The sequence below is a fragment of the Pseudocolwellia sp. G5-9 genome (genome assembly GCF_055808995.1).
In genome coordinates, this window is record NZ_CM147893.1 from 1,158,848 (window position 1) to 1,180,316 (window position 21,469).

24 protein-coding genes are annotated in these 21,469 nt (G+C 34.2%); 15 read left to right on the top strand and 9 right to left on the bottom strand.

All coding sequences use genetic code 11. The features are described 5' to 3' along the window. The first annotated feature begins 147 nt into the window (after positions 1-147). The 4 genes from AC0L5Q_RS04985 to fldA all read left to right on the top strand — a co-directional run bounded on the left by AC0L5Q_RS04985 (position 148) and on the right by fldA (position 2,091). On the top strand, positions 148-909 hold the full coding sequence (locus AC0L5Q_RS04985; protein WP_473615003.1) for an alpha/beta fold hydrolase: 762 nt from the start codon (positions 148-150) through the stop codon (positions 907-909). Between the two features lie 85 nt (positions 910-994). Then, positions 995-1,216: a DUF2788 domain-containing protein gene (locus tag AC0L5Q_RS04990; protein WP_473615007.1), complete on the top strand. Its 222-nt coding sequence runs from the start codon at positions 995-997 to the stop codon at positions 1,214-1,216. Positions 1,217-1,227: 11 nt separating this feature from the next. After that, positions 1,228-1,503: a LexA regulated protein gene (gene ybfE, locus AC0L5Q_RS04995; RefSeq protein WP_473615010.1), complete on the top strand. Its 276-nt coding sequence runs from the start codon at positions 1,228-1,230 to the stop codon at positions 1,501-1,503. Positions 1,504-1,563: 60 nt separating this feature from the next. Continuing rightward, positions 1,564-2,091, top strand: a complete 528-nt coding sequence (gene fldA, locus AC0L5Q_RS05000; protein ID WP_473615014.1) for a flavodoxin FldA — start codon at positions 1,564-1,566, stop codon at positions 2,089-2,091. 69 nt (positions 2,092-2,160) lie between these two features. Here fldA and AC0L5Q_RS05005 read toward each other — a convergent pair whose 3' ends face one another. Next, positions 2,161-2,628 carry a DUF4442 domain-containing protein gene (locus AC0L5Q_RS05005; RefSeq protein WP_473615017.1) on the bottom strand — a complete coding sequence of 156 codons (468 nt, stop codon included), beginning with the start codon at positions 2,626-2,628 and terminating at the stop codon, positions 2,161-2,163. 180 nt (positions 2,629-2,808) lie between these two features. On the opposite strand from AC0L5Q_RS05005, the gene fur reads away from it, so the two are divergent. Then, positions 2,809-3,252, top strand: a complete 444-nt coding sequence (fur, locus tag AC0L5Q_RS05010; protein WP_473615020.1) for a ferric iron uptake transcriptional regulator — start codon at positions 2,809-2,811, stop codon at positions 3,250-3,252. A gap of 131 nt (positions 3,253-3,383) precedes the next feature. Here the strand turns inward: fur and glnS are convergent, their stop codons facing one another. Then, positions 3,384-5,060, bottom strand: a complete 1,677-nt coding sequence (gene glnS, locus AC0L5Q_RS05015) for a glutamine--tRNA ligase (RefSeq protein ID WP_473615023.1) — start codon at positions 5,058-5,060, stop codon at positions 3,384-3,386. 287 nt (positions 5,061-5,347) lie between these two features. Between glnS and lepB the strand changes: the two genes are divergently transcribed. Continuing rightward, the gene (lepB, locus tag AC0L5Q_RS05020; protein ID WP_473615024.1) at positions 5,348-6,022 is read left to right on the top strand and encodes a signal peptidase I; all 675 of its coding nucleotides are present in this window, start codon (positions 5,348-5,350) and stop codon (positions 6,020-6,022) included. Between the two features lie 125 nt (positions 6,023-6,147). Next, positions 6,148-7,266, top strand: coding sequence for an aldose epimerase family protein (locus AC0L5Q_RS05025; protein WP_473615025.1), 1,119 nt, complete (start codon positions 6,148-6,150; stop codon positions 7,264-7,266). Between the two features lie 139 nt (positions 7,267-7,405). On the opposite strand, the gene AC0L5Q_RS05030 is transcribed toward AC0L5Q_RS05025, so the two are convergent. Further along, positions 7,406-7,771, bottom strand: a complete 366-nt coding sequence (locus tag AC0L5Q_RS05030) for a Rieske 2Fe-2S domain-containing protein (protein ID WP_473615028.1) — start codon at positions 7,769-7,771, stop codon at positions 7,406-7,408. Between the two features lie 215 nt (positions 7,772-7,986). Then, positions 7,987-8,169: a hypothetical protein gene (locus AC0L5Q_RS05035; RefSeq protein ID WP_473615031.1), complete on the bottom strand. Its 183-nt coding sequence runs from the start codon at positions 8,167-8,169 to the stop codon at positions 7,987-7,989. A 652-nt stretch (positions 8,170-8,821) separates the two neighbouring features. Here AC0L5Q_RS05035 and AC0L5Q_RS05040 point away from each other — a divergent pair. The 5 genes from AC0L5Q_RS05040 to AC0L5Q_RS05060 all read left to right on the top strand — a co-directional run bounded on the left by AC0L5Q_RS05040 (position 8,822) and on the right by AC0L5Q_RS05060 (position 12,367). Beyond that, positions 8,822-9,274: a hypothetical protein gene (locus AC0L5Q_RS05040; protein ID WP_473615035.1), complete on the top strand. Its 453-nt coding sequence runs from the start codon at positions 8,822-8,824 to the stop codon at positions 9,272-9,274. 222 nt (positions 9,275-9,496) lie between these two features. After that, a complete protein-coding gene (locus AC0L5Q_RS05045) occupies positions 9,497-9,796 on the top strand; it encodes a hypothetical protein (protein ID WP_077338389.1) in 300 nt (99 codons plus the stop codon). Between the two features lie 110 nt (positions 9,797-9,906). Next, the gene (locus tag AC0L5Q_RS05050) at positions 9,907-10,506 is read left to right on the top strand and encodes a uracil-DNA glycosylase family protein (RefSeq protein ID WP_473615040.1); all 600 of its coding nucleotides are present in this window, start codon (positions 9,907-9,909) and stop codon (positions 10,504-10,506) included. 99 nt (positions 10,507-10,605) lie between these two features. Beyond that, positions 10,606-11,016, top strand: a complete 411-nt coding sequence (locus AC0L5Q_RS05055; protein ID WP_076419147.1) for a VF530 family protein — start codon at positions 10,606-10,608, stop codon at positions 11,014-11,016. Positions 11,017-11,482: 466 nt separating this feature from the next. Next, positions 11,483-12,367 (top strand): phytanoyl-CoA dioxygenase family protein, encoded by an 885-nt coding sequence (locus tag AC0L5Q_RS05060; RefSeq protein ID WP_473615044.1) that lies wholly within the window; start codon positions 11,483-11,485, stop codon positions 12,365-12,367. A gap of 22 nt (positions 12,368-12,389) precedes the next feature. Here AC0L5Q_RS05060 and AC0L5Q_RS05065 read toward each other — a convergent pair whose 3' ends face one another. After that, on the bottom strand, positions 12,390-13,301 hold the full coding sequence (locus AC0L5Q_RS05065; RefSeq protein ID WP_473615048.1) for a lysostaphin resistance A-like protein: 912 nt from the start codon (positions 13,299-13,301) through the stop codon (positions 12,390-12,392). A gap of 510 nt (positions 13,302-13,811) precedes the next feature. Between AC0L5Q_RS05065 and AC0L5Q_RS05070 the strand changes: the two genes are divergently transcribed. Further along, the gene (locus tag AC0L5Q_RS05070) at positions 13,812-14,744 is read left to right on the top strand and encodes an exopolyphosphatase (protein WP_473615052.1); all 933 of its coding nucleotides are present in this window, start codon (positions 13,812-13,814) and stop codon (positions 14,742-14,744) included. A gap of 133 nt (positions 14,745-14,877) precedes the next feature. On the opposite strand, the gene AC0L5Q_RS05075 is transcribed toward AC0L5Q_RS05070, so the two are convergent. Next, positions 14,878-15,624, bottom strand: a complete 747-nt coding sequence (locus AC0L5Q_RS05075) for a DUF1194 domain-containing protein (protein ID WP_473615056.1) — start codon at positions 15,622-15,624, stop codon at positions 14,878-14,880. A gap of 353 nt (positions 15,625-15,977) precedes the next feature. Here AC0L5Q_RS05075 and AC0L5Q_RS05080 point away from each other — a divergent pair, with 353 nt between their 5' ends. Further along, a complete protein-coding gene (locus tag AC0L5Q_RS05080; RefSeq protein WP_473615059.1) occupies positions 15,978-16,568 on the top strand; it encodes a zf-TFIIB domain-containing protein in 591 nt (196 codons plus the stop codon). Positions 16,569-17,500: 932 nt separating this feature from the next. Here AC0L5Q_RS05080 and AC0L5Q_RS05085 read toward each other — a convergent pair. Further along, the gene (locus tag AC0L5Q_RS05085) at positions 17,501-18,154 is read right to left on the bottom strand and encodes a hypothetical protein (protein ID WP_473615063.1); all 654 of its coding nucleotides are present in this window, start codon (positions 18,152-18,154) and stop codon (positions 17,501-17,503) included. 449 nt (positions 18,155-18,603) lie between these two features. Between AC0L5Q_RS05085 and AC0L5Q_RS05090 the strand changes: the two genes are divergently transcribed. Then, positions 18,604-19,116 (top strand): hypothetical protein, encoded by a 513-nt coding sequence (locus AC0L5Q_RS05090; RefSeq protein WP_473615066.1) that lies wholly within the window; start codon positions 18,604-18,606, stop codon positions 19,114-19,116. A gap of 145 nt (positions 19,117-19,261) precedes the next feature. On the opposite strand, the gene sucD is transcribed toward AC0L5Q_RS05090, so the two are convergent. Further along, complete coding sequence (sucD, locus tag AC0L5Q_RS05095) at positions 19,262-20,134, bottom strand: succinate--CoA ligase subunit alpha (protein ID WP_473615069.1); 873 nt, start codon at positions 20,132-20,134, stop codon at positions 19,262-19,264. Further along, the gene (gene sucC / locus AC0L5Q_RS05100) at positions 20,134-21,300 is read right to left on the bottom strand and encodes an ADP-forming succinate--CoA ligase subunit beta (RefSeq protein WP_473615072.1); all 1,167 of its coding nucleotides are present in this window, start codon (positions 21,298-21,300) and stop codon (positions 20,134-20,136) included. The genes sucD and sucC overlap by 1 nt, the downstream gene beginning before the upstream one ends. Positions 21,301-21,469: the final 169 nt, after the last annotated feature.

A 21,469-nucleotide genomic window follows, 5' to 3' on the forward strand; every position in this document is an offset into this window, starting at 1 on the left:
TATACTTATCTTCACTATAAGTCTCTACAATCTTTTAAGTTTCAACGCGACTTTATAAAAAAGATCTCCCCAAATAATTTCATTAAAATTGCAAGACTTATAAAAAAAAACGACAATAGTCCCTTTATTAATGAAAAAGCGATTTTAATGCAGTTACTTAATTACACTCAACAAGGCTCTGGTCCGCATATTATTCTTATACACGGATTATTTGGTAGCTTAGAAAACTTAAATATGGTTGCCAGAGGTTTACGTGAAAATTATACCGTTACCAGTGTAGATGTAAGAAATCACGGCAGTTCGTTTCATGAAAACTCTATGAGTTATCAAGAACTGGCTCAAGACATTATTAATGTAATGGCACATTTATCTATTGATAAAGCGCACTTTTTAGGCCATTCAATGGGAGGTAAAATAGCCATGCATTGCGCGTTAGCCTTTCCTGAAAAAGTAAATAAGTTGATTGTTGCCGATATTGCTCCGGTAGAATATCCACCGCACCATAATCAAATAAGAGAAGGCTTAAAGTCAATTGACCTGTCAGTAATAAAAAACAGAAAAGATGCAGATATCCAACTATCACATTATGTTGAAGAGACTGGCGTGCGTCAATTTCTACTCCGCAACCTAACAACAATTGATAACCAGTTAACTTTTAAATGTAATATAGACTTTATCAGCAATTGCTATAAACAGATCATGGTAGGTTTAGATACTTCCCATACTTTTAATGGCGAAACACTATTTATAAAAGGTGCTCAATCAAACTACATCCTAGCAGAGCATCGTCCCAAAATACTGGCACTTTTCCCTGACAGTAAAGCTAAAATAATTCAAGATGCTGGGCATTGGCTACATGCAGAAAAAACCTCAATATTTAATAAAATTGTAGCCAGTTTTTTAGCATAATTAATATGGGTATTATAAGACTAAAATATTTGGGCTTAGATGAAGGGCTATGCTACTATACGGCCTGAATTTTTTAGGGTGAATTATGTTAGCAGAGCATTTAGAATTAATTGAAGCAATAGCACTTAATCTTGCTTTTTTAGCCATATTTGGTTTTATTGGAATAACAATTCACGATGTTATGAAAAGTAACAATGTTCCCAAGAACGGGCAATACGTTGTTTATTTAGTTTTATTTTTAGGATGTGCAGGTTTTATCGCAAAAGGCGTTATCCAATTTATTTGGGAAAGCCAAGGCGTAGGTTAAAAAGAAATAGTATGGCTAAAGAAATAACAGACTTAACAACAATTGATTTATTCCAAGACGAAAAACGTCCGGGGCGCCCTAAAACGAATCCCCATTCTCGCAGTGTGCAAATAAAGATCAACAAAAGAAATCAAGTTAAACGTGATAAAAATAACGGATTAAAGCGTGTTGAATTTAAAATTCATCAATCGTTATTTGAACAACTTGAGCAATTGGCAGAAAAAAAAGGTGTTAACCGCAGCCAATTAATTGAATCGTTATTGACACAATCGTTAAAAAACATTTAGACATTAATAGTATTAGCCTTTCAACAACGGGCTAGATTACAGATAAAAGGTTATAAATTCATGGCAATTGTAGGTTTGTTTTTCGGAAGTGACACAGGTAATACCGAAGCCGTTAGTAAGATGATCCAGAAAAAATTGGGTAAAAAACTAATTGAAGTTAGAGATATTGCAAAAAGCACTAAAGAAGAAATAGCAGAGTTTGATTTACTTATTCTTGGTATACCCACTTGGTATTACGGTGAAAACCAGTGTGATTGGGATGACTTTTTACCTGAATTAGAAGAGATTGATTTTACCGATAAACTGGTTGCGATATTCGGCTTAGGTGATCAAGAAGATTACTCTGAATACTTTTGTGATGCTATGGGTCCATTACGTGATATTGTAGAATCTAAAGGCGCTATTTTAGTGGGTCATTGGCCAACTGAAGGTTACGAGTTTGAAGCATCTAAAGGATTAATAGACGATAATACGTTTATTGGTTTATGTATTGATGAAGACAGACAAGCTGAGCTAACAGACGAGCGTGTAACTAAATGGGTTAACCAACTTAATGATGAAATGTGCTTAGCTGAGTTTGCTGAATAAGCTTTTATTATTCTCCTCTCATTTAATAAAAAAGCTTTAATATTTATATATTAAAGCTTTTTTATTACTTTATCTTAAATGCTTTTTCTTACGTATATAAAGTGTTTTATTTACCCTAGCGATTAGCTCGCCCTTTTCATCTTTTATTTCTATTTCAAAAGTTGGTAAATATTTTTCACCATTTTCTGCGCTAAGCTTAATGTCATTAATCACGTCGTCAGAAAGTGTAAAATCTGCATAAATTTTCCCTTTGCCTGGTTTAATAAAGTCTATATCTGAGTACTTATCCCATACATGATATTCACGCCTTAAAAAATGCATAAGCATTAACATATAAAATGGGTCAGTCATTGCAAAGATAGAACCTCCAAAATGAGAACCAACAGCGTTACTATTCCAAGCACTTAACGATAAACGCACACGTGCATTTTTAAAATCTGGTGATATAGACACCAATTTAATCCGAGAAAAAAATAGAGGTGGCCAAATATTTAGCAACAACTTCATTACCCATGCTTTTTTAAACATCCAGTCCATTACGCTTAACCTATTTAGTTATACCAATAACAACAAAAACACATCGTACCAGTTGTTTTATCTCAATATAACATGAAAAATACTAAATTAAACAGCCTAACTTTAAACAAACCCTTTCAACCTGACGAATAAACCCCTATAATTTTGTCCTAATTATTAATAAAAAATAATAGAATATATATGCCTGATCAAAATGAAGAACTAAAACGTGCTGGTTTAAAAATTACTCTTCCAAGAGTAAAAATCCTGTCTATCTTGCAAGATCCAGCCAATCAACATATCAGTGCTGAAGATGTATATAAAATCTTGTTAGAGCAACATGAAGAAATAGGTTTAGCGACGGTATATCGTGTACTTAACCAATTTGATGATGCTGGCATTGTTTCTCGCCATCACTTTGAAGGTGGTAAATCAGTATTTGAACTTTCTCATAAAAAGCATCACGATCATTTAGTGTGTTTAAAATGCGGTAAAGTGGTTGAGTTTGAAGACGAGTTGATTGAACAAAGACAGCTTGATATTTCAAAAGAGCACAACATAAAACTCACTAACCATAGCTTATATCTTTATGGTGAATGTAATGATGTTGATGAATGTGAAGCTTATCGCAAAAGTAATTATTAAATTTAATACTGTATATTAATTTTAATACTACTGATAAAAAAACCGACTTTTCGTCGGTTTTTTTATGTCTGTATATACCCGTAACTATTCAAGATAGCTATTTAAGTACCTTGAATAGCAACAGACTATATCTAGTCACCCATTTTAGCCCAGGTATCTCTTAAGCCAACCGTTCTATTAAAGACTAACTTGTCACCTTTAATTGATTCTTCAGAGTTATCTAAACAAAAGTAACCTTGGCGTTCAAATTGAAACGCTTGCTCAGGTTTTGCGTTAACTAAATAAGGCTCTACTTTAGCTTTAGTATTAATAATAAGTGAATCAGGATTAATTACAGAATTAAAATCTTCAGCTGCACTTGGGTTTGCAACCGTAAACAAGCGATCATAAAGTCTAATTTCAGCATCAAGGCTTTGTTCTGCAGATACCCAATGAATAACACCTTTAGGTTTAGTGCCATCTGTTGGGTTTTTACCTAATGTTTCAGGGTCGTATTTACAATAAACCGTTGTAACATTACCTTCAGCATCCTTATCACAACGAACAGCCGTTACCACGTAAGCCCCACGTAAACGTACTGCTTTATCTAAAACTAAACGCTTGTACTTTTTATTAGCTTCTTCTCTAAAGTCTTCAGCTTCAATGTATAACTCTTTGCTAAAAGGAACAATACGCGTGCCTTGTGTGTCATCACTAGGATGGTTTTTAACCGTTAGCTCTTCAACTTTGGCATCATCGTAGTTTTCAATCACCAATTTAATCGGGTCAAGAACCGTCATAGCACGAGGAGCATTATCATTTAAATCTTCACGAATACAGGCTTCTAATACGCCCATTTCAACCGTGTTATCCATTTTGGTAACACCGATACGCTTGGTAAATTCGCGAATAGAAGCTGCTGTATAACCACGACGTCTAAAACCTGCAATGGTTGGCATACGCGGATCATCCCAACCCGTAACAAGCTTTTCATCAACTAAAGTATGTAACTTACGCTTACTCATTACGGTATATTCAAGGTTCAATCGTGAAAACTCGTATTGATGAGGAGTAATATCAATAGATACATTACTAAGCACCCAATCATAAAGTCGACGGTTGTCTTGAAACTCTAAAGTACATAATGAATGAGTTACACCTTCGATGGCATCAGATAAACAATGAGTAAAATCGTACATTGGGTAAATACACCATTTATCACCTGTTTGATGATGGTCGGCAAATTTAACACGATAGATAATAGGATCACGTAAACACATGAAGCTTGAAGACATATCTATTTTAGCTCGTAAGGAACATTCACCTTCTTTAAAGCCTCCTTCTCTCATTTTTTTGAAAAGAGCTAAATTTTCCTCAGGAGAAGTATCTCTATAAGGACTATTTTTACCTGGCGCTTTAAGTGTTCCACGGTATTCACGCGTTTCTTCACCATTTAAAAAGCAAACATAAGCTAAGCCTTTTTCAATTAGTTCAACTGCAAAACCATGCAAACGGTCGAAATAATCTGATGAATAACGAATATCACCAGCCCATTCAAAGCCTAACCATTTAACATCTGCTTGAATTGAGTTAACAAAATCGATGTCTTCTTTTTCAGGGTTAGTATCATCAAAACGTAAATTACAATGGCCTTTATAGTCTTGTGCAATACCAAAATTTAAACAAATAGACTTAGCATGGCCTATATGTAAATAACCATTAGGCTCAGGAGGAAAACGGGTTTGAACTACGCTATGCTTACCACTTTCTAGGTCTGCATCAATAATTTGGCGAATAAAATTTGTTGGACGGTTTTCAGCTTCCGACATCCAAGGAACCTCTAATAAAATAGTGATAAAACGTTAATTAATTGCATTATATCAACTGTTATAACTATCTAATACTATAAATTTACTTATGTTTATACCCGTTACCAATCAAAAGGCTATTTCAGAGCATATTGAATGATAACGGGTATATTAAGTCACCTGAATTCAGGCTAAGTAAAGCTTTCCATTTTCACATTTATTTACACTTCATCACATTTTTTCGCCAACTTATCAGCCCTTAACAAGTCAGACTCAGCTATATAATTATCTTAAAAAGGGACAATAAAATGAAAAAAATAGCAAAAGTAAAATTGAGGTTATTTATAAAAGAATACACAGGCTTATTCTCATTTATCGTACTCATGGTATTTTTCCGTAGTGCCGTAGCAGACTGGTATACGGTTCCTACGGGTTCTATGCAACCGACTATTGAAATAGGAGACAGAGTCGTCGTAAATAAGATGGCATACGATTTAAAAGTCCCATTAACCAATATAACATTAACAAGAATGAGTGAACCAAATAGAGGCGATATTATTGTTTTTGAATCAAAAGCTGCAGAAAATAGATTAATAAAACGAGTCATAGGTTTACCGGGTGATAAAGTTTCTATGACTAACGAAGTGCTCACCATTAACGGTAAGCGACTAAACTATGCCTTAAATGTTACAGAAAACCATGGAAAACAGACGCTTGAAAATTTAGTAGGATTTAAACATATCGTAAAATATGACCCGACTAGAAGTCCTAATTTAGCTTCATTCAATACAGTTACCGTACCTGCAGATCATTATTTAGTCCTAGGCGATAATCGTAGAAATAGCGCAGACTCAAGAGTGTATGGTTTTGTACCAAGAGAGGAACTAAAAGGTAAAGCTCACCATGTCGCTTTTTCATTAAATTATGATAATTATTACCTTCCTAAAACAGACCGTTATTTAAAAAATTTATATAAACTCTAAAGTATGTAAGTAAATAGCTCCCCGTTAAGCTATTTACTTAGTCGCTCTAAATCGCTGAATAATTCTTACTTGCTAACAAGTGCTTAGCTGTTTATTCTATAAAAAACCATATCAAGAAAAGCACCATGACTAACATACTACTTCCACCTCTACGTTACTCTTTATGTATTATTTTCTCGCTATTTTTAATATCAACCCCAAGTAAAGCTAATGTAACAACAAAGTTATGGGGAGAAGTAAAAAATCAGCCTGTTTACTTATATAGCGTAACTAATAAAAATGGCATGCGTTTAGAAATGACAAATTATGGCGCAAAAATCACTTCATTATTTGTGCACGACAAAAACGGTAAACTCGATGATATTGTTTTAGGGTTTGATTCTTTAGCAGAGTATGTGGCGCCTAACCAAAGCTTTGGAGCCACAATTGGTCGTTATACCAATAGAATTAAAGCGGGTAAATTTACTATTGATGGAACAACCTACCAATTAAACCAAAATGATGGCGATAATACTATTCATGGTGGAGGTGAGTTTGAAACTGCGGTATGGAAGACAAAAATTGAACAAACAACACTTGGAACCGCACTGATTTTTTCATATACATCTAAAGACGGCTCTCATGGCTTCCCTGGCAACTTAAACTCCACTGTGACTTATACCTTAACCGACAAAAATGAAGTACATGTTAGCTTTGAAGCAACAACCGATAAAAAAACACATGTAAACTTTACACACCACGGTTACTTTAATCTTAATGGTATGAAAGCACTTATTTATGATCATATCGTTGAAATAAATGCAGACAAATATGTTGTATTATCAACTGATGATGTAACAGCTACAGGTGAAATAGATACTGTTGCAGATAAGCCTTGGGATTTACGAAAACCGACTCGTGTAGGTGACAAAATTCATCAAATACCACTAAACGGTTATCACCAAAATTATGTTTTTGATGATTATGATGGTACGTTAAAAAAAGTAGCTAAAGTCGTAGAGCCAACGTCAGGGCGAACACTAGAACTTTCAACAACTCAGCCAGGTGTAACCTTTTATGCCGCAATGGGGTTAACACATAAACCTAAAGGTAAAAAAGGTATTGAATATCCTCCACACATTGCCTTTTGCTTAGAAACACAACACCATGTAGGAGCAGCGAATCAACCTAAATTTCCTACAACCTTATTGAAGCCAAATGAAAAATATCACGAAGTAGCTATTTATGCTTTTGGTATTGAATAACCATGACGTAAACTTAATGCCTTGTATACATGGATGCAGACCTTAGATTTTGTTTGGAGCGTAAAATCTGCGCCTAAATTGTTTTTAGTTCCCACTGAAACCTGCATCTTGAGGTGATATGGGTAAATAAGTAAGTATTTTAAGTTTTAGTTATAACGTATTGTTCATCACGTTTAATCACCGTGTAAGCTTGATTATATTTACTGTAGATACAAATAGGTCTTCTATGTAATGAACAATACACATTGCCATCAGGCTTTAATTCATCCCGACTAATATCGGCTCCTTGATGTGGGCATGATGCAGAAATAGTCCTTAAATCTTCACTACCATTTCCTAAATCCACTTGATAAATAACAACTTTTTGTACTAATTCGCTCGAAGGTAAAATAGCCTGCCCTACTAAAACGTCATCTCGATTTGTAGGTTTGACATCAAAAATATTAATATCTTCATTCACCACACCGCCAGCAGGAAAAAATTGCTTCAGATCTTGTTGATTCATACTTGCCTTTAATAACTAAAAAATAATAACGCTATGCCCTATAAAAAGTATTTTTACACTATTTGATTATTAAGTCATGTTGAAACATATAAAAATTGATTAAAGCCTTAAGAAAAAATTCACCTAAAGCTGTTAATCAAGTGATAATAAGAAGGAGGGAACTATAAATGATATTCTTATTTAAATATTGTAGTAAATAGCTCAATACAAAAAGATTAGTAATTGTATATCCCATATTCATCAGAGGCTGGAGATTCTTTCTTTAATCGTTGTTGCTGTTTCATCATTTTTGTATCACGACGTTTTCGTTTTTTTTCACTGCTCTTAATTTCAAATTCTGAAAACTCAGTAAATTCTTCGTCATCGTAATTCACATCATCCCATTGTGTAGTTGCCATAATAAATCCTCATAAAAGTTTACTTAAATCTAATCGGTTAATATGATTATTTTATGACAAAAAAATGAAATTTATAACGAATTGATGAGCCAATTAAGGTGTTTCAGTAAAATAGCGTTATGATCATTTTGCGACTTAAGCAACAAAAAACACTAAAAGCATCAAACTAAAATTTAGGCAAAAAAAAATACGACCGAAGTCGTATTTTCATTTAAAGCTAGCCAATCCCTGCTAATACCTCACCCTGAAGTTTTATTATCCCTAGCGTCCTAGCAATATCCATATTAATTAAGTCATCCCGACTTATCCTTATACTTTCCTTAGATAAAAGCTCCTGCTTTTTCTTAAATCCTATGCCTTCCTGACAGTGTTAATATTAAAGAATTTATATTTTTTGCCTAGAGACTAAAAAAAACAATTATAATCATTAATATACAAAATATTTAAAAAACAATAATTAACAAATAGTTACGCAAAAACTCCAGATAAAAACAGTAAAAAAACCATCATTCACTTACGCCTTTGTAGGTAATGTCTTACAAAGTCACTGACCAATACGACAAATAAGCCTCGGCTGTAATTAAAGTCGCTTTTCAATATTTTGTGAAAACGATACAATTAACATAACAACATGGATTTTCAGGCGATTGGAATGCAAAATATTTTATTTATTTTACTGTTAACATATAGTTATTGTACTTCGGCAACCACAATTTATAAGTGTGAGGTGGGTGACTCTACCGTTTTCAGCCAAACGCCCTGCGATGATAACAATACCCAAATTCACGTTGATGAAACTCAGTCGTATCAATCAAACAACCAACTCCCAACAGACAATAATTCCAATTCATCAACTAACACACAAAATTACCTTGTAGATAAAAAGATCAATAGAACGTCTAAAAAAATAGAAAGTTTAACAATAAAAATGAATAAAGAGCTTAAGCTATTAGAAACAAAATCTCTGTATACAAGTAACAATCGAGCAGGAGCAATATACAAACAGGCCTTATCTAACGAAATGCTCGCCACATCAAATAAATACAAAGCACTCATTAATGTTGAACAAAATAAACTTAAAATATTACAAAATAAAATCAATTAATTTAGATACTAATAGCAAATAATTACTTTAATAAATAATAAAATCAAAGCCTTTTAATTCACTATTAAAGGGCTTTTTTATTCCTACTAAAGACACTAAACATTCCTTTATGAATATATTTAAAAATAAAAACACAGTGTCATAATATTGTAATATTAATGTGTTAGCTAAAACCCGACTCCCTTGCTACTATTATATGGTATTAAGAAATAGGAGAAAAAAATGTATAAACGTATGTTAACCATGGTTGCTGTTTTAAGTTTTAGCCAAGTTGCTGTAGCAGACAAAGCAGAAATATTTAAATGCATTGACTCTAAATCGCTTACTGTTCAAGAAGAGTGTGTTGCTAATACTTTCGCACAAGATAGTTTTAATGATAATTTTTATTCTCAAATAGCAGAAAAAGCCTACGAGCCAAGTAACGATGCTTTTGCTTCAATCACTTATTATCCAAAACTCAACTTAATTGAAGTTAAGTCTATGGAACCTAAAAGTAAAACAACCTTAATCGCTAGCCGATAATACTTTTTGGGGAATACATTCTAAAGCTATTCCCCAAATTAGTTATTTTACTCTCCTCATAAATTGTTATAAATTTATCATATCCCTTTGTAAATAAAGTGCTTTGTACTTTGAATAACAACTCAGAAAATAACAATAATATCAATCAACTTCTGCGTAGTATTAAGTCGTGTACCTTATGTAAAAACGACCTTCCCCTTAACCCTTTACCTATTTTACAAGCAAGTAATAACAGTAAAATACTTATCGCAGGTCAAGCTCCAGGAATAGTCACTCACGAAAAAGGGATTCCTTTTAACGACAAAAGCGGTGAAAGATTACGTAAATGGTTGGATGTAACTGAAGAACAATTTTACAATCCCGAACTATTTGCCATTATTCCTATAGGGTTTTGTTATCCAGGAACAGGTAAATCAGGCGATTTACCGCCATTACCACTCTGTGCTAAAACATGGCGGTCAACGTTAATGAATGAACTCAGCCATATTCAACTCACTATCATTCTAGGAAAACACGCAACTAAGTGGCACTTAAACCGTAACGAATCGATCACTGAGTTAGCGTCTCAATGGCAAACCTTACTCACTAAACAACAATTAGTGCTGCCTCACCCTAGCCCGCGTAATAATATTTGGTTGAAAAAAAACGAATGGTTTGAAACTGATGTGCTTCCAAAGTTGCAATTGATGGTACAAAAAATACTTGCTTAATAAAGGTTACTTAATAAAAACTATCTATACGCTTGCAGGAAATTTATAATAACAAATTATATAAATACACTCTTTAATAATGTTACCAAAAGGCCGCCCATGACAACTGAAAACCCATACCACAATAACCCTCTTCACGGCCTAAAACTAGAAACCTTATTAAATGAGATTGTTGACCAATACGGGTTCGACTTACTTGACGCCTACTTAAACATTAACTGTTTTAGAAAAAATCCAAGTATTGCTTCAAGCATTAAATTTTTGAAGAAAACAGATTGGGCACGTGAAAAAGTAGAAGCCTTTTATTTATATCAATACAAAGGCCTACCAAAAGCTGACGACGAACAATTTCAACTTCCGCCACGAGCACGTATTGTTCCTGCCGATCAAAAAACCAAAGAACCTGCTGATTTAAGCTTTGAAGATGCTGAACGCTTACGCGCTAAAAAAGCAATAAAAACACGAGAAAGAGCAGCAAGCAAAGGTAACCCTTGGGCGAATGTAAAATAAATTTCAGAGTAAATTTACGTACATACCTAAAATAAAAACTCACGATAATTTCGTTATTTAAATAACGTGAGTTTATTTTCTCTCTCTGCTTGCCCTGTTCACTAAATATGAATTATTCTCAGTGATGGTTTCTATTTTATTTAATTGCTCTACTTCACACTATACCCGTTACCACTCAAGAGGCTATTTCAGAGCACTTGAGCGATATCAATTCAAGACAATGCTTTGTAATAATGGTCGTTCCCTTATAAAAAGCATTAACACAGAAGTGATTTTGCTCAAGCGCTTCTTCGATGGGTCTAAAAACAACATAAAATTATTTTTATATTAGAGCGAGTTGATGTTATCCAAATTAACTTCTATGTACTATTTTATGGTAATTATGTGTTATTTTTAATTTTATCTTAATGATACATTTACACAGTTTGAATAATGATAAAAATATGTACCTAAGAGGAAAATAATAATGGCTCAACAAGATCTAGCAAGCTATAACCATCAAGTATCAGATATTTTTAAAAAAGCAGTTAACGAATCAGACTATGCACCGTTTTCATTAAGCAAAGAACAAATTGAGCATTTTGAAAAATACGGCTATGTAAGCGATATAAAAATATTGGATGAAGAGCAAGTTGATATATTGCGCGCAGAACTTGACCAAATAAGGGAGCCTAACCACCCTGGTCGCGAGTTGTTTTATGAATACCATGGTAATCAGTCGACAGATCCTAATACAGTACTATTTCATTCTTTAGGCCATTGGAGAATTACACCAGGTTTTCACGATGCCCTATGGAATCCAGCCTTTGTTAAACCGGCAAGCCAATTATTGGGAGATAAGGCCATTCGTATGTGGCACGACCAACTTTTTTGTAAACCAGCTAACCATGGTGGCGTAGTTGCTTGGCATCAAGACTACTCATACTGGATAAGAACAGTACCAATGCAACATCTTACATGTTGGATTGCCCTAGACGATGCAGACACCGAAAACGGATGTTTAAACTATGTGCCAGGAAGTCATCGCTGGGGCTTATTAAATAGGCTAGAACTAGGTGGTGAAATGGATGCTATATTTGAACAGTTAACCGATGAACAACGCGAGCAAATAAAACCTGAACCTATGGTATTAAAAAAAGGACATGCGTGTTTCCATCATCCACTCATGTTACATGGCTCTTTTGAAAACAAATCGCAACGAAGTCGTCGAGCTATGGTATTAAATGTTTTTGCTGACGGAACAATGAGTAATACCGATGAAACCATGCTACGTGGTACAGATATAAAAATAAGCAAAGGCCAACCACTTAATAATCGCTATTTCCCTCTGCTTTATAAAGGTACTAAATAACCATTCAATTAGTGGGGTTAGGTTATTTAAGTAAAGGGTAAGTAAACAAACTTAAATGAATAAAGTTTAAAACAAAATGCCCTAAAATGGCGTAAGTTATTTTACCTGTAACGTGATAAATAAAACCATATAGCACACCTGCTAATGTAGCAACTAATACATAAGCTAAACCTCCAGCGAAGTGTGCAACACCAAATAAAATACTCGCAATAAACAAACCTGCTATAGGGTTAAAATATGTTGCGAGTTTTTGTTGAATAACTCCCCTGAAAAACACCTCTTCAATCACACATGTCAGCAATAAGTTATTTAAAGCAAAGAGCCACCACCACCTAGGAATATTGGGTTCAAACTGTATTAACCTTATAACGCTAGCTAGCGTAAAAATAACAATAAATCCTACAACAATAAGTAAACACAACTGAAAAATACCCACCCTTTCGCAATAATAGGGCTTTACATTAGGCTGCAAAATAGTAGGCACCATTAACAACAACGCGAATAAAATCATCGGTTTGTCTAAATTTAAATACAAAGTAAAGTCAGAGCTATTAATACTCTTATTCACCTTATCTAACACCAATAAATTATTAAAACCCGGTAATAAATGCGCGGCTAATCCAATACACAATATAATAACTAGGCTGGTAAGTATTACCTTAACCCAATAGTGGGTATTTTTATTTGCCGCAAACGCTAAGCTAAATAAAACAGCGATCACACCAATTCCCACTAAATTTATCGAATTCAATAAAAAAGACGATATTAAAGTAATAGCTATACCAAACCATGCCACTTTAGGTTTAATAAAAACACTAAAAATACTAATAAATAGCAATAACCAAGGTATGATTTGTGGATAAAGCAACGTTGAAAATTGAGACGACACTTCAGAAGTTAAGAGTGCGGAAGGTAAAAAATCAGTATTAAACATAATTGCAGATAGCTAATAAACTCAATATATAAATTATCATAACTTAGTAACGAATAATAAGTGTAAACATCTATTCATCTTTTATACCCATAACCATTCAAGATTCAGGTTTCAGTGTAACTAAAAATAATTTAAGCACAGATTTTATATTCCAAAAAAAATCTAAGGTCTACACCCATGTAGGAACGTGACTAAAGTTAATAACGAAGCATAAATGGTTTTTAGCCCCATCGAAAAAGCCCTTGAGAAGAATCACTTAATCAACAGTGCCTTGAATTGATATCGCTCAAGAGAGCTGAAATACGTATATTGAGCGGTAACGAGTATATATTTACTATTTTTTGTAAGCTTAAACATCAAAATACAATAATGATTAAACAAACTTTAAACAAAAAGTCATTTATTTAAACTTAAATGAGATTTCCCCTAATTAATTTACTTTTATTATGCTTAAATAAAGAATGTGTCGTATTAAATAACAAACAACAAAATATCTAATGGAGATAATTAATGTCGGATAATAAAAAATACCGTTTAGTAACCCGTAGTGATTTCGATGGATTAGTTTGTGCCATACTACTCAAACATATTAACTTGGTTGACGATATTCTCTTTGTTCATCCCAAAGATATGCAAGACGGTAAAATTGAAGTTGGAGCAAACGATATTTCAACCAATTTACCTTATGTTGACGGTGTACATATTGCTTTTGATCATCACCACAGTGAAACCATTCGTAACGGTAAAAAAGACAATCATATAATCGATCCAGATGCTCCTTCAGCCGCACGTGTAGTTTACGATTACTACGGTGGCTTAGAAGCTTTCCCTACAAGCTGGACAGATATGATGGAAGCCGTTGATAAAGGTGATTCTGCACAATTTAACATGGAAGAAGTATTACATGCTAAACGTTGGGAGTTACTTAACTTCATCATGGACTCGCGCACAGGCTTAGGTCGTTTCAGAGACTTTCGTATTTCAAACTACGAACTTATGATGAACTTAATCGACTTTGGTAAAGACCACAATATTGACGAATTACTCGCACTGCCTGATGTTAAAGAACGCACAGACTTATACTTTGAGCACGAAGAGAAATTTAAAGAACAAATTAAGCGTTGTGCCACAGTGCACGGTAACTTAGTTGTTTTAGATTTAAGAGAAGAAGAAGTTATTTATTCAGGTAACCGTTTTGTTATTTACGCTCTATTTCCGCAATGTAATATTTCAATCCATGTTATGTGGGGTCTTAAAAAACAAAATACGGTATTTGCTACCGGTAAATCTATTTTTGATCGCAGTTCAAAAACCAATGTTGGCGAGCTAATGCTTAAATACAATGGTGGTGGACACAATGCCGCAGGTACATGTCAGGTTCCACATGCTGAAAACGAAGCATGCCTTGCAGACTTAATTAAAACAATTAACGCTGATGGCTAGTTATTAGCTACATTTCATAACATTGTACTTTGAATAAAACTAGATAGGTTGAATGTGAACTACAGTGGATCAATGAACTAAGAATACTTGCTTTTGATGCAAGTATTCTTAAACATATAATATGCTATATCAACTACGCTTTTTTACGAAGTCTAGCCAATACTAAAAATGATAAAGCCATAATACCTAGAGTTGCAGGTTCAGACACAGAAGTACTTGTTTCACGTTGCAGTTTATTAATAACAGCAGTTTCAAAATCACCAAAGGTATTTGCAACATTAACAAAAGCACCAGGGCCACCAATTACATTATTAGTATAGTAATTTGATATACTTGAACTACCAATAGCTAAACCATTAATAGTTATACCGTTACTTACCGCATTATCTCTAGCAGCTTGATCTAAAGATGCAGAACTAGTTCCGTCACCTGATACATCAATTAAAGAACGTGTTGCTGTAAATCCGTTATTAATCATTAAGTCTACCGCTCTATTTACACCAGTGTAGATAGAAGTACCGCCACCACCAGGTCTTACAAAAGCATCTAGAACATCCGCAAATGCGTTAGCGTCAGCTATAGTGTTTAATACTACAAAAGTATCTAAAGATGTACTAAAGAAATTTGAAGAGAAAAACACAGCATTTACTGCAATACCATTTACGCTATTAGCAATATTATTTTGTACTGTCGCATTACGGAATGCAGCTGCGTAACCATCCATTTGTAAATTATATTCTGAAGTGCTTACACTACCAGAGACATCAATAGTTAATGATAACTCTACATCAATTATAGTTGCATTAGCATTTGGTAAGACAAATGCGAATGCCATTAAAGAGCTACATATTATTTTTTTTAATTGGGAGCCTATGTTCATAATGAATCCATCCTATTTTACGTGTTGAGTTTTTTTAAAGTGTTTGATTTTTTTCGTTACATTACCGTTAAATTATTGTAACAATAAGTTTAAAAGCAAAAACTAAACCATAAAAATAACCTTATAAAAATCAATAATTAAAAGAATATACATATAAATCTTTATAATAAGTGTAAAATAATCTGACAATTGCATTGCAGATTATGTATTTATATTTAAGAAATAAAACGTTATATACAGGCAATCAATTTGTTATTTTCCAATAGTAAATATATTTTTGACCACTGTTTAAAAATATAAATATGTTATGACATAACACAATTAAAAAATCATAAAGGTAAATAAGGACATTTATGGCTGAATCTCAATGCTCGTCTTGCAAACATATTGTTAAAGCAACAATCCGTCATTGCCCTATGTGTAATGGGAGTATGAAAGCGATTCAAAAATCGGCACTAAAAACATGCCCTCGCTGTACCACAAAGTTAGATGAATACATTTACCGAGACCACGAGCTCGATAAATGTAATACCTGCGAAGGAATATGGCTACAGCCAGATGAATTCTCAGTACTCACCTCTGAGTTTGATGTTTATAGAGACGACAACAGCAACCCGTTATACCAGCGCCCCGGTTTGCCCGCATCAGAAAACTACCTACCTTGTGCTAACTGTAAAAAAATAATGTCTCGTCGTAATTTCAAATCTATATCTGGCGTGCTTATAGACTCGTGTATTAACTGCGGTATCTGGTTAGACAAAGGTGAGTTAGAATTTATTAGAAACTTTGTAGCCAGTGGTGGCTTAGATAAATCACAAGACAATAAATTAGTGAAACATGAACTACAAATTGAAGCATTAGATGATCGTATTTCGGATGTTGAGTTGATGCAAAAAATGCTAAATAAATATAATTTGAAAAGAATATTCTTTAAAGGGTTTTGATCTTTCATTTAGTCAAACATCTATTCAAATATGTTTGACTAAATCCTAACTAATTATAGTAGATACGCGCTCAATCATTTAATAAACACTCTAAACCCAAGGTTACTTTACCTAATAGCCTATTGTCGCGGTGGCGACGACACCCAAAGGGAGTCTGCCTCCGGCCTCCCCTTGGAACCCCACGGAGCCCTAACTCAGCGACAACTGAAATGATAATTTTGCAGTTATCGATTCCTGTCGAATGCTCGTCACTGCGCGACGTCAGTTACAGCCATCTATGGCTGTAATCGAATAACAGCTATTAAAAATTATAATTTCAACGCTGAGATAGGAATAGGTGCACGCTGAACTAATCAGAAAACATTAAAGTTTTAGGTCATCTGATAAATAAAAGTCACACAAAGAAATGAGTAAATTAGCTCTGGCGGTAAGCTTAAATAATAGAAATTGAATAAAAGAGAAAACTAAGATGAGAAATATACAACTGGCTATAAGTGCTTTAAAAATGTCTGAGTGAGAAATAAATATCAGCTATTACTGGCAGTACGCCAGTAAAGTTAAGTGACATGGATTATATTCAGGATGAACGGTAACATGCGATGCCATGGATGGCAAAGAACGCAGTGCGTTCTGTACATTAACTAGATATATTCATTCTCAGGAAGAAATACATTTTTCAGCAGCGCCATGGAGTCCAGAGGGGGAATGTATTTTAACGCGTCGTCCCTTCCTTTTTTGGGCGCCGTCACACTGCGACAATAAAATATTCAGATTTAAGCCAAAACTAATGCTTAAATATTTCATCAGTTTTAATTATATTATTTAAAAGATATCTAGAGTTTGATATTACTTTATTTTTAAGAGGATCTAACTGATTAATTAATCCATCAAGGGACTCGTTAGTATCAGCCATAGTTATTGAATTACATACCTTAAAAAAAAACATAAATGTTACTTTTCAATTCAATAAATATATTAAATATTTCATCGGAAAAATAATTTTTAATATAAAATTCTATTTCTGGCTGCATATTGGCCATTTTATTTTTAATACTTTCATTCATTTCTTTTAACTTATCTTTATTTTCAATCTCGCAAATTTTAACTATTTGATATTGTTCAAAGTAGAGATTCATTAGCTTACAAATACTTATATAAACAGTTTTTTTTACGTCACGTAAAACTTCGTGATTTTTTAATTGTTTTTCATGTTCTATATCAGTTTTTTGCCGTTGTGCTTCTTTTGCTGCAAGGTATTTGACCTTTTTTGTTTCATTTATAATAAGTTTTGCGTGTCTTCTCGATTGAAAACAATTAGCAATCCAGGTTATTACCGCTGTACTCAAAACAGCAGCAAAAATAGTAAGATATAAATGTAACGGTATTGTGTATTCGGTGGGAAGTAGCAAATTATCTGTTTTTTGAGCAATATACTGTTTTAGTAACTTTTGATTTGAAATATCATTATTTTTCAATAAATTTAACTCTAAAGTTAAATTTTTTATACTATTACTGAACTCAATGTAGCTATGCTCCTCGAGTTGACTAATTTCAATATCCTTTTGCTTTTGTGTTGTAGACTGCATATTAACTCGTAAAAATTATTCAATAATAATCTAATATAACTCATTATTAATGTATAAAATAACAAAAACCGCCTTATCTATTAGATAGACAAGTTTTTATTAAGAACGACTGTTTGCAATCAAAAGCTAATTACCAAGCTGTTTTCTCTTTAAGTGTTTTACCGATATCTGCAAAAGAACGAACAATTTCAAGGCTTCTCTAGATTACTAGCGACATTCATAATTGTCGCTATTTAAATATGATTAGCTATAAGGCAAATCTTTGCCGCATCAACCTGCCCATCCCCCCTTAAGCAAACAATTTGTACCTAAACTTGCCCTAACACCAACTACAAAACTATCTCCAAGCATCTAATTTAAAAGGCTTATCACAGATACAAACATTGGCACATACTCTGCTAAATAATCATCATGTAAATAAAGAATTAAAAAATTTAAGGACACTTATTATGATGATTACCAATATAGATTATGCCAGCATAGTAGAAAAGGCTCGTGCAAATGGCGCGAGTAATGTTGATTTTGGTAAAAGTGTACAGCCAGTAGAAGCGATAAAAGGCCAACAAGACACGGTGACCTTATCAAAACAAGCTTTAGCATTAATGAATGGCGATAATACTAATACTGAAGAAGCCGCTCCTACCTATATAAAACCTGAAACAGCAAGCTCGTTATTAGCACAGAGTAAAACTGAGTCAGGAGATGCTGAAGAGCAAGAAAAAAGCACGAACTTTTCTGAAGTTATGCAAAAAATATTAGATCAACGTACAGGCGTTGATCGCAAAAAGCTTGAAGAAATAAACGCTATGATAGAAGAAATAGCAAACAACGAAGATATGAGCCCAGAAGAAAAAGAAAAGACAATGGAAATGCTAGAAAAAATGAAAGAAGAAATCATTGAAGAAAGTATAGAGCTACAAAAAGTGGCTAAGCAAACAGATAAACCTGAAAACGAGGTTTAGTTCGAGTCTAGTTTATTGAGAGTATATAACTGTAAAAAAACCCGTTTTATCTATTAGATAAAGCGGGTTTTTACATACAGGCTATATTGTGTCGTTATGGCATGAATACCAAAGTACAACACAAATACAAATTAGCAGCGTTAGCTTACCAACCTGTTTTCTCTTTAAGTGCACTGCCGATATCAGCTAAAGAACGAACAGTTTTAACACCTGCCGCTTCTAATGCTGCAAATTTCTCATCAGCTGTACCTTTACCACCAGCGATAATCGCGCCAGCGTGACCCATACGCTTACCTTCTGGTGCAGTAACACCAGCAATGTAAGATACAACAGGTTTAGTAACGTTAGCTTTGATGTATTCTGCAGCTTCTTCTTCAGCTGTTCCACCAATTTCACCAATCATTACGATTGCTTCAGTTTGCGGATCGTTTTGGAACATTTCTAAAACGTCGATGAAGTTAGTACCTGGAATTGGATCACCACCGATACCTACACAAGTAGATTGGCCGAAACCAGCATCAGTTGTTTGCTTAACCGCTTCATAAGTTAATGTACCTGAACGAGATACAATACCTACTTTACCTGGCTTGTGGATATGACCAGGCATAATACCAATTTTAGTTTCGCCTGGAGTGATAACACCTGGACAGTTAGGTCCAATCATGCGAACGCCAGATTGATCAAGCTTAGCTTTAACGTCAACCATATCTAAAGTTGGAATACCTTCAGTGATAGTAACAATAAGCTCGATGCCAGCATCAATAGCTTCTAAAATTGCATCTTTACAGAAAGGAGCAGGAACATAGATAACTGTAGCTGTTGCGCCAGTTGCTTCTACTGCATCACGTACTGTGTTAAATACTGGAAGGCCTAAATGCGTTTGACCGCCTTTACCTGGGCTTACGCCACCAACCATTTGTGTACCGTATTCAAGTGCTTGTTCTGAATGGAATGTACCTTGACCACCAGTGAAACCTTGACAGATTACTTTAGTATCTTTGTTAATTAAGACAGACATTATTTGCCCTCCGCAGCTGCTACAACTTTAGTCGCTGCATCAGTTAATGACTCAGCAGCAATGATATCTAAGCCAGAATTTTTAAGAACTTCACGACCTAATTCAGCATTAGTACCTTCTAAACGTACAACTACTGGTACTTTAACGCCTACTTCTTTAACTGCACCAATAATACCTTCAGCGATCATGTCACAACGAACAATACCACCAAAGATGTTAACTAAAACAGCTTTAACGTTATCGTCAGAAAGGATGATTTTGAATGCTTCAGAAACACGTTCTTTAGTCGCCCCGCCACCAACATCTAGGAAGTTAGCTGGCTTGCCACCGTGTAAATTAACGATATCCATTGTACCCATTGCTAGGCCGGCACCGTTAACCATACAACCTACGTTACCATCTAATGCTACGTAGTTTAATTCGAATTTAGCTGCATGTGCTTCACGCTCATCTTCTTGAGATGGATCGTGGAAGTCACGCATTTTAGGTTGACGGTATAAAGCGTTACCATCAATACCAATTTTACCATCTAAACAGTGAAGGTTACCTTCGTCAGTAATTACTAACGGGTTGATTTCTAATAATGCGAAATCAAAATCTTCAAACATTTTAGCAAGACCTAAAAAGATCTTAACAAATTGCTTCATTTGTGTAGGATTTAAACCTAATTTAAAACCTAATTCACGTGCTTGGTACGGTTGAGCACCTACAAGTGGATCAATTTCAGCTTGGTGAATTAACTCAGGCGTTTCTTCAGCAATCTTTTCAATGTCAACACCACCTTCAGTAGAAGCCATGAATACAACTTTACGACTTGCACGGTCAACAACAGCACCTAGGTATAATTCGTTAGCAATATCAGTACAGCTTTCTACTAAAATTTTTGCTACCGGTTGGCCTTTCTCATCTGTTTGGTATGTAACTAAGTTTTTACCTAACCAGTTTTGAGCAAAGTCTTTAATTTCTTGCTTAGATTTAACTAGCTTTACACCGCCAGCTTTACCACGTCCACCAGCGTGAACTTGAGTTTTAACAACCCACATATCGCCGCCAATTTTATCAGCAGCTTCGGCAGCTTCTTGAGCGGTATCGCAAGCGAAACCTTCAGAAACTGGTAAACCATATTCAGCGAATAATTGTTTCGCTTGATACTCATGCAAATTCATGGTGTTTTATCCATTTATCTGTAAATGATGACAACCGTTCCATATTTTCCCTCATAAAAAATATGCACCGCTGTCAGTAAAAATCCGGTCAGATTATAGTACAAAAGCTCTATAGACGGTAGTCTAAAGAGCTATTCGTAAGAATTATAATCGATATAAATACTGGTTA

Bases quoted from the DNA above. Each gene is read 5' to 3' on its own strand.
- AC0L5Q_RS05060 (WP_473615044.1), top strand. From the start codon at position 11,483: ATGGCTCAACAAGATCTAGCAAGCTATAACCATCAAGTATCAGATATT.
- lepB (WP_473615024.1), top strand. From the start codon at position 5,348: ATGAAAAAAATAGCAAAAGTAAAATTGAGGTTATTTATAAAAGAATAC.
- AC0L5Q_RS05080 (WP_473615059.1), top strand. From the start codon at position 15,978: ATGGCTGAATCTCAATGCTCGTCTTGCAAACATATTGTTAAAGCAACA.
- AC0L5Q_RS05045 (WP_077338389.1), top strand. From the start codon at position 9,497: ATGTATAAACGTATGTTAACCATGGTTGCTGTTTTAAGTTTTAGCCAA.
- glnS (WP_473615023.1), bottom strand. From the start codon at position 5,060: ATGTCGGAAGCTGAAAACCGTCCAACAAATTTTATTCGCCAAATTATT.
- AC0L5Q_RS05035 (WP_473615031.1), bottom strand. From the start codon at position 8,169: ATGGCAACTACACAATGGGATGATGTGAATTACGATGACGAAGAATTT.
- sucD (WP_473615069.1), bottom strand. From the start codon at position 20,134: ATGTCTGTCTTAATTAACAAAGATACTAAAGTAATCTGTCAAGGTTTC.
- fldA (WP_473615014.1), top strand. From the start codon at position 1,564: ATGGCAATTGTAGGTTTGTTTTTCGGAAGTGACACAGGTAATACCGAA.
- AC0L5Q_RS05040 (WP_473615035.1), top strand. From the start codon at position 8,822: ATGCAAAATATTTTATTTATTTTACTGTTAACATATAGTTATTGTACT.
- ybfE (WP_473615010.1), top strand. From the start codon at position 1,228: ATGGCTAAAGAAATAACAGACTTAACAACAATTGATTTATTCCAAGAC.
- fur (WP_473615020.1), top strand. From the start codon at position 2,809: ATGCCTGATCAAAATGAAGAACTAAAACGTGCTGGTTTAAAAATTACT.
- AC0L5Q_RS05030 (WP_473615028.1), bottom strand. From the start codon at position 7,771: ATGAATCAACAAGATCTGAAGCAATTTTTTCCTGCTGGCGGTGTGGTG.
- AC0L5Q_RS05065 (WP_473615048.1), bottom strand. From the start codon at position 13,301: ATGTTTAATACTGATTTTTTACCTTCCGCACTCTTAACTTCTGAAGTG.
- AC0L5Q_RS05025 (WP_473615025.1), top strand. From the start codon at position 6,148: ATGACTAACATACTACTTCCACCTCTACGTTACTCTTTATGTATTATT.
- AC0L5Q_RS04990 (WP_473615007.1), top strand. From the start codon at position 995: ATGTTAGCAGAGCATTTAGAATTAATTGAAGCAATAGCACTTAATCTT.
- sucC (WP_473615072.1), bottom strand. From the start codon at position 21,300: ATGAATTTGCATGAGTATCAAGCGAAACAATTATTCGCTGAATATGGT.
- AC0L5Q_RS05005 (WP_473615017.1), bottom strand. From the start codon at position 2,628: ATGGACTGGATGTTTAAAAAAGCATGGGTAATGAAGTTGTTGCTAAAT.
- AC0L5Q_RS05075 (WP_473615056.1), bottom strand. From the start codon at position 15,624: ATGAACATAGGCTCCCAATTAAAAAAAATAATATGTAGCTCTTTAATG.
- AC0L5Q_RS05090 (WP_473615066.1), top strand. From the start codon at position 18,604: ATGATGATTACCAATATAGATTATGCCAGCATAGTAGAAAAGGCTCGT.
- AC0L5Q_RS05070 (WP_473615052.1), top strand. From the start codon at position 13,812: ATGTCGGATAATAAAAAATACCGTTTAGTAACCCGTAGTGATTTCGAT.
- AC0L5Q_RS05085 (WP_473615063.1), bottom strand. From the start codon at position 18,154: ATGCAGTCTACAACACAAAAGCAAAAGGATATTGAAATTAGTCAACTC.
- AC0L5Q_RS05055 (WP_076419147.1), top strand. From the start codon at position 10,606: ATGACAACTGAAAACCCATACCACAATAACCCTCTTCACGGCCTAAAA.
- AC0L5Q_RS04985 (WP_473615003.1), top strand. From the start codon at position 148: ATGCAGTTACTTAATTACACTCAACAAGGCTCTGGTCCGCATATTATT.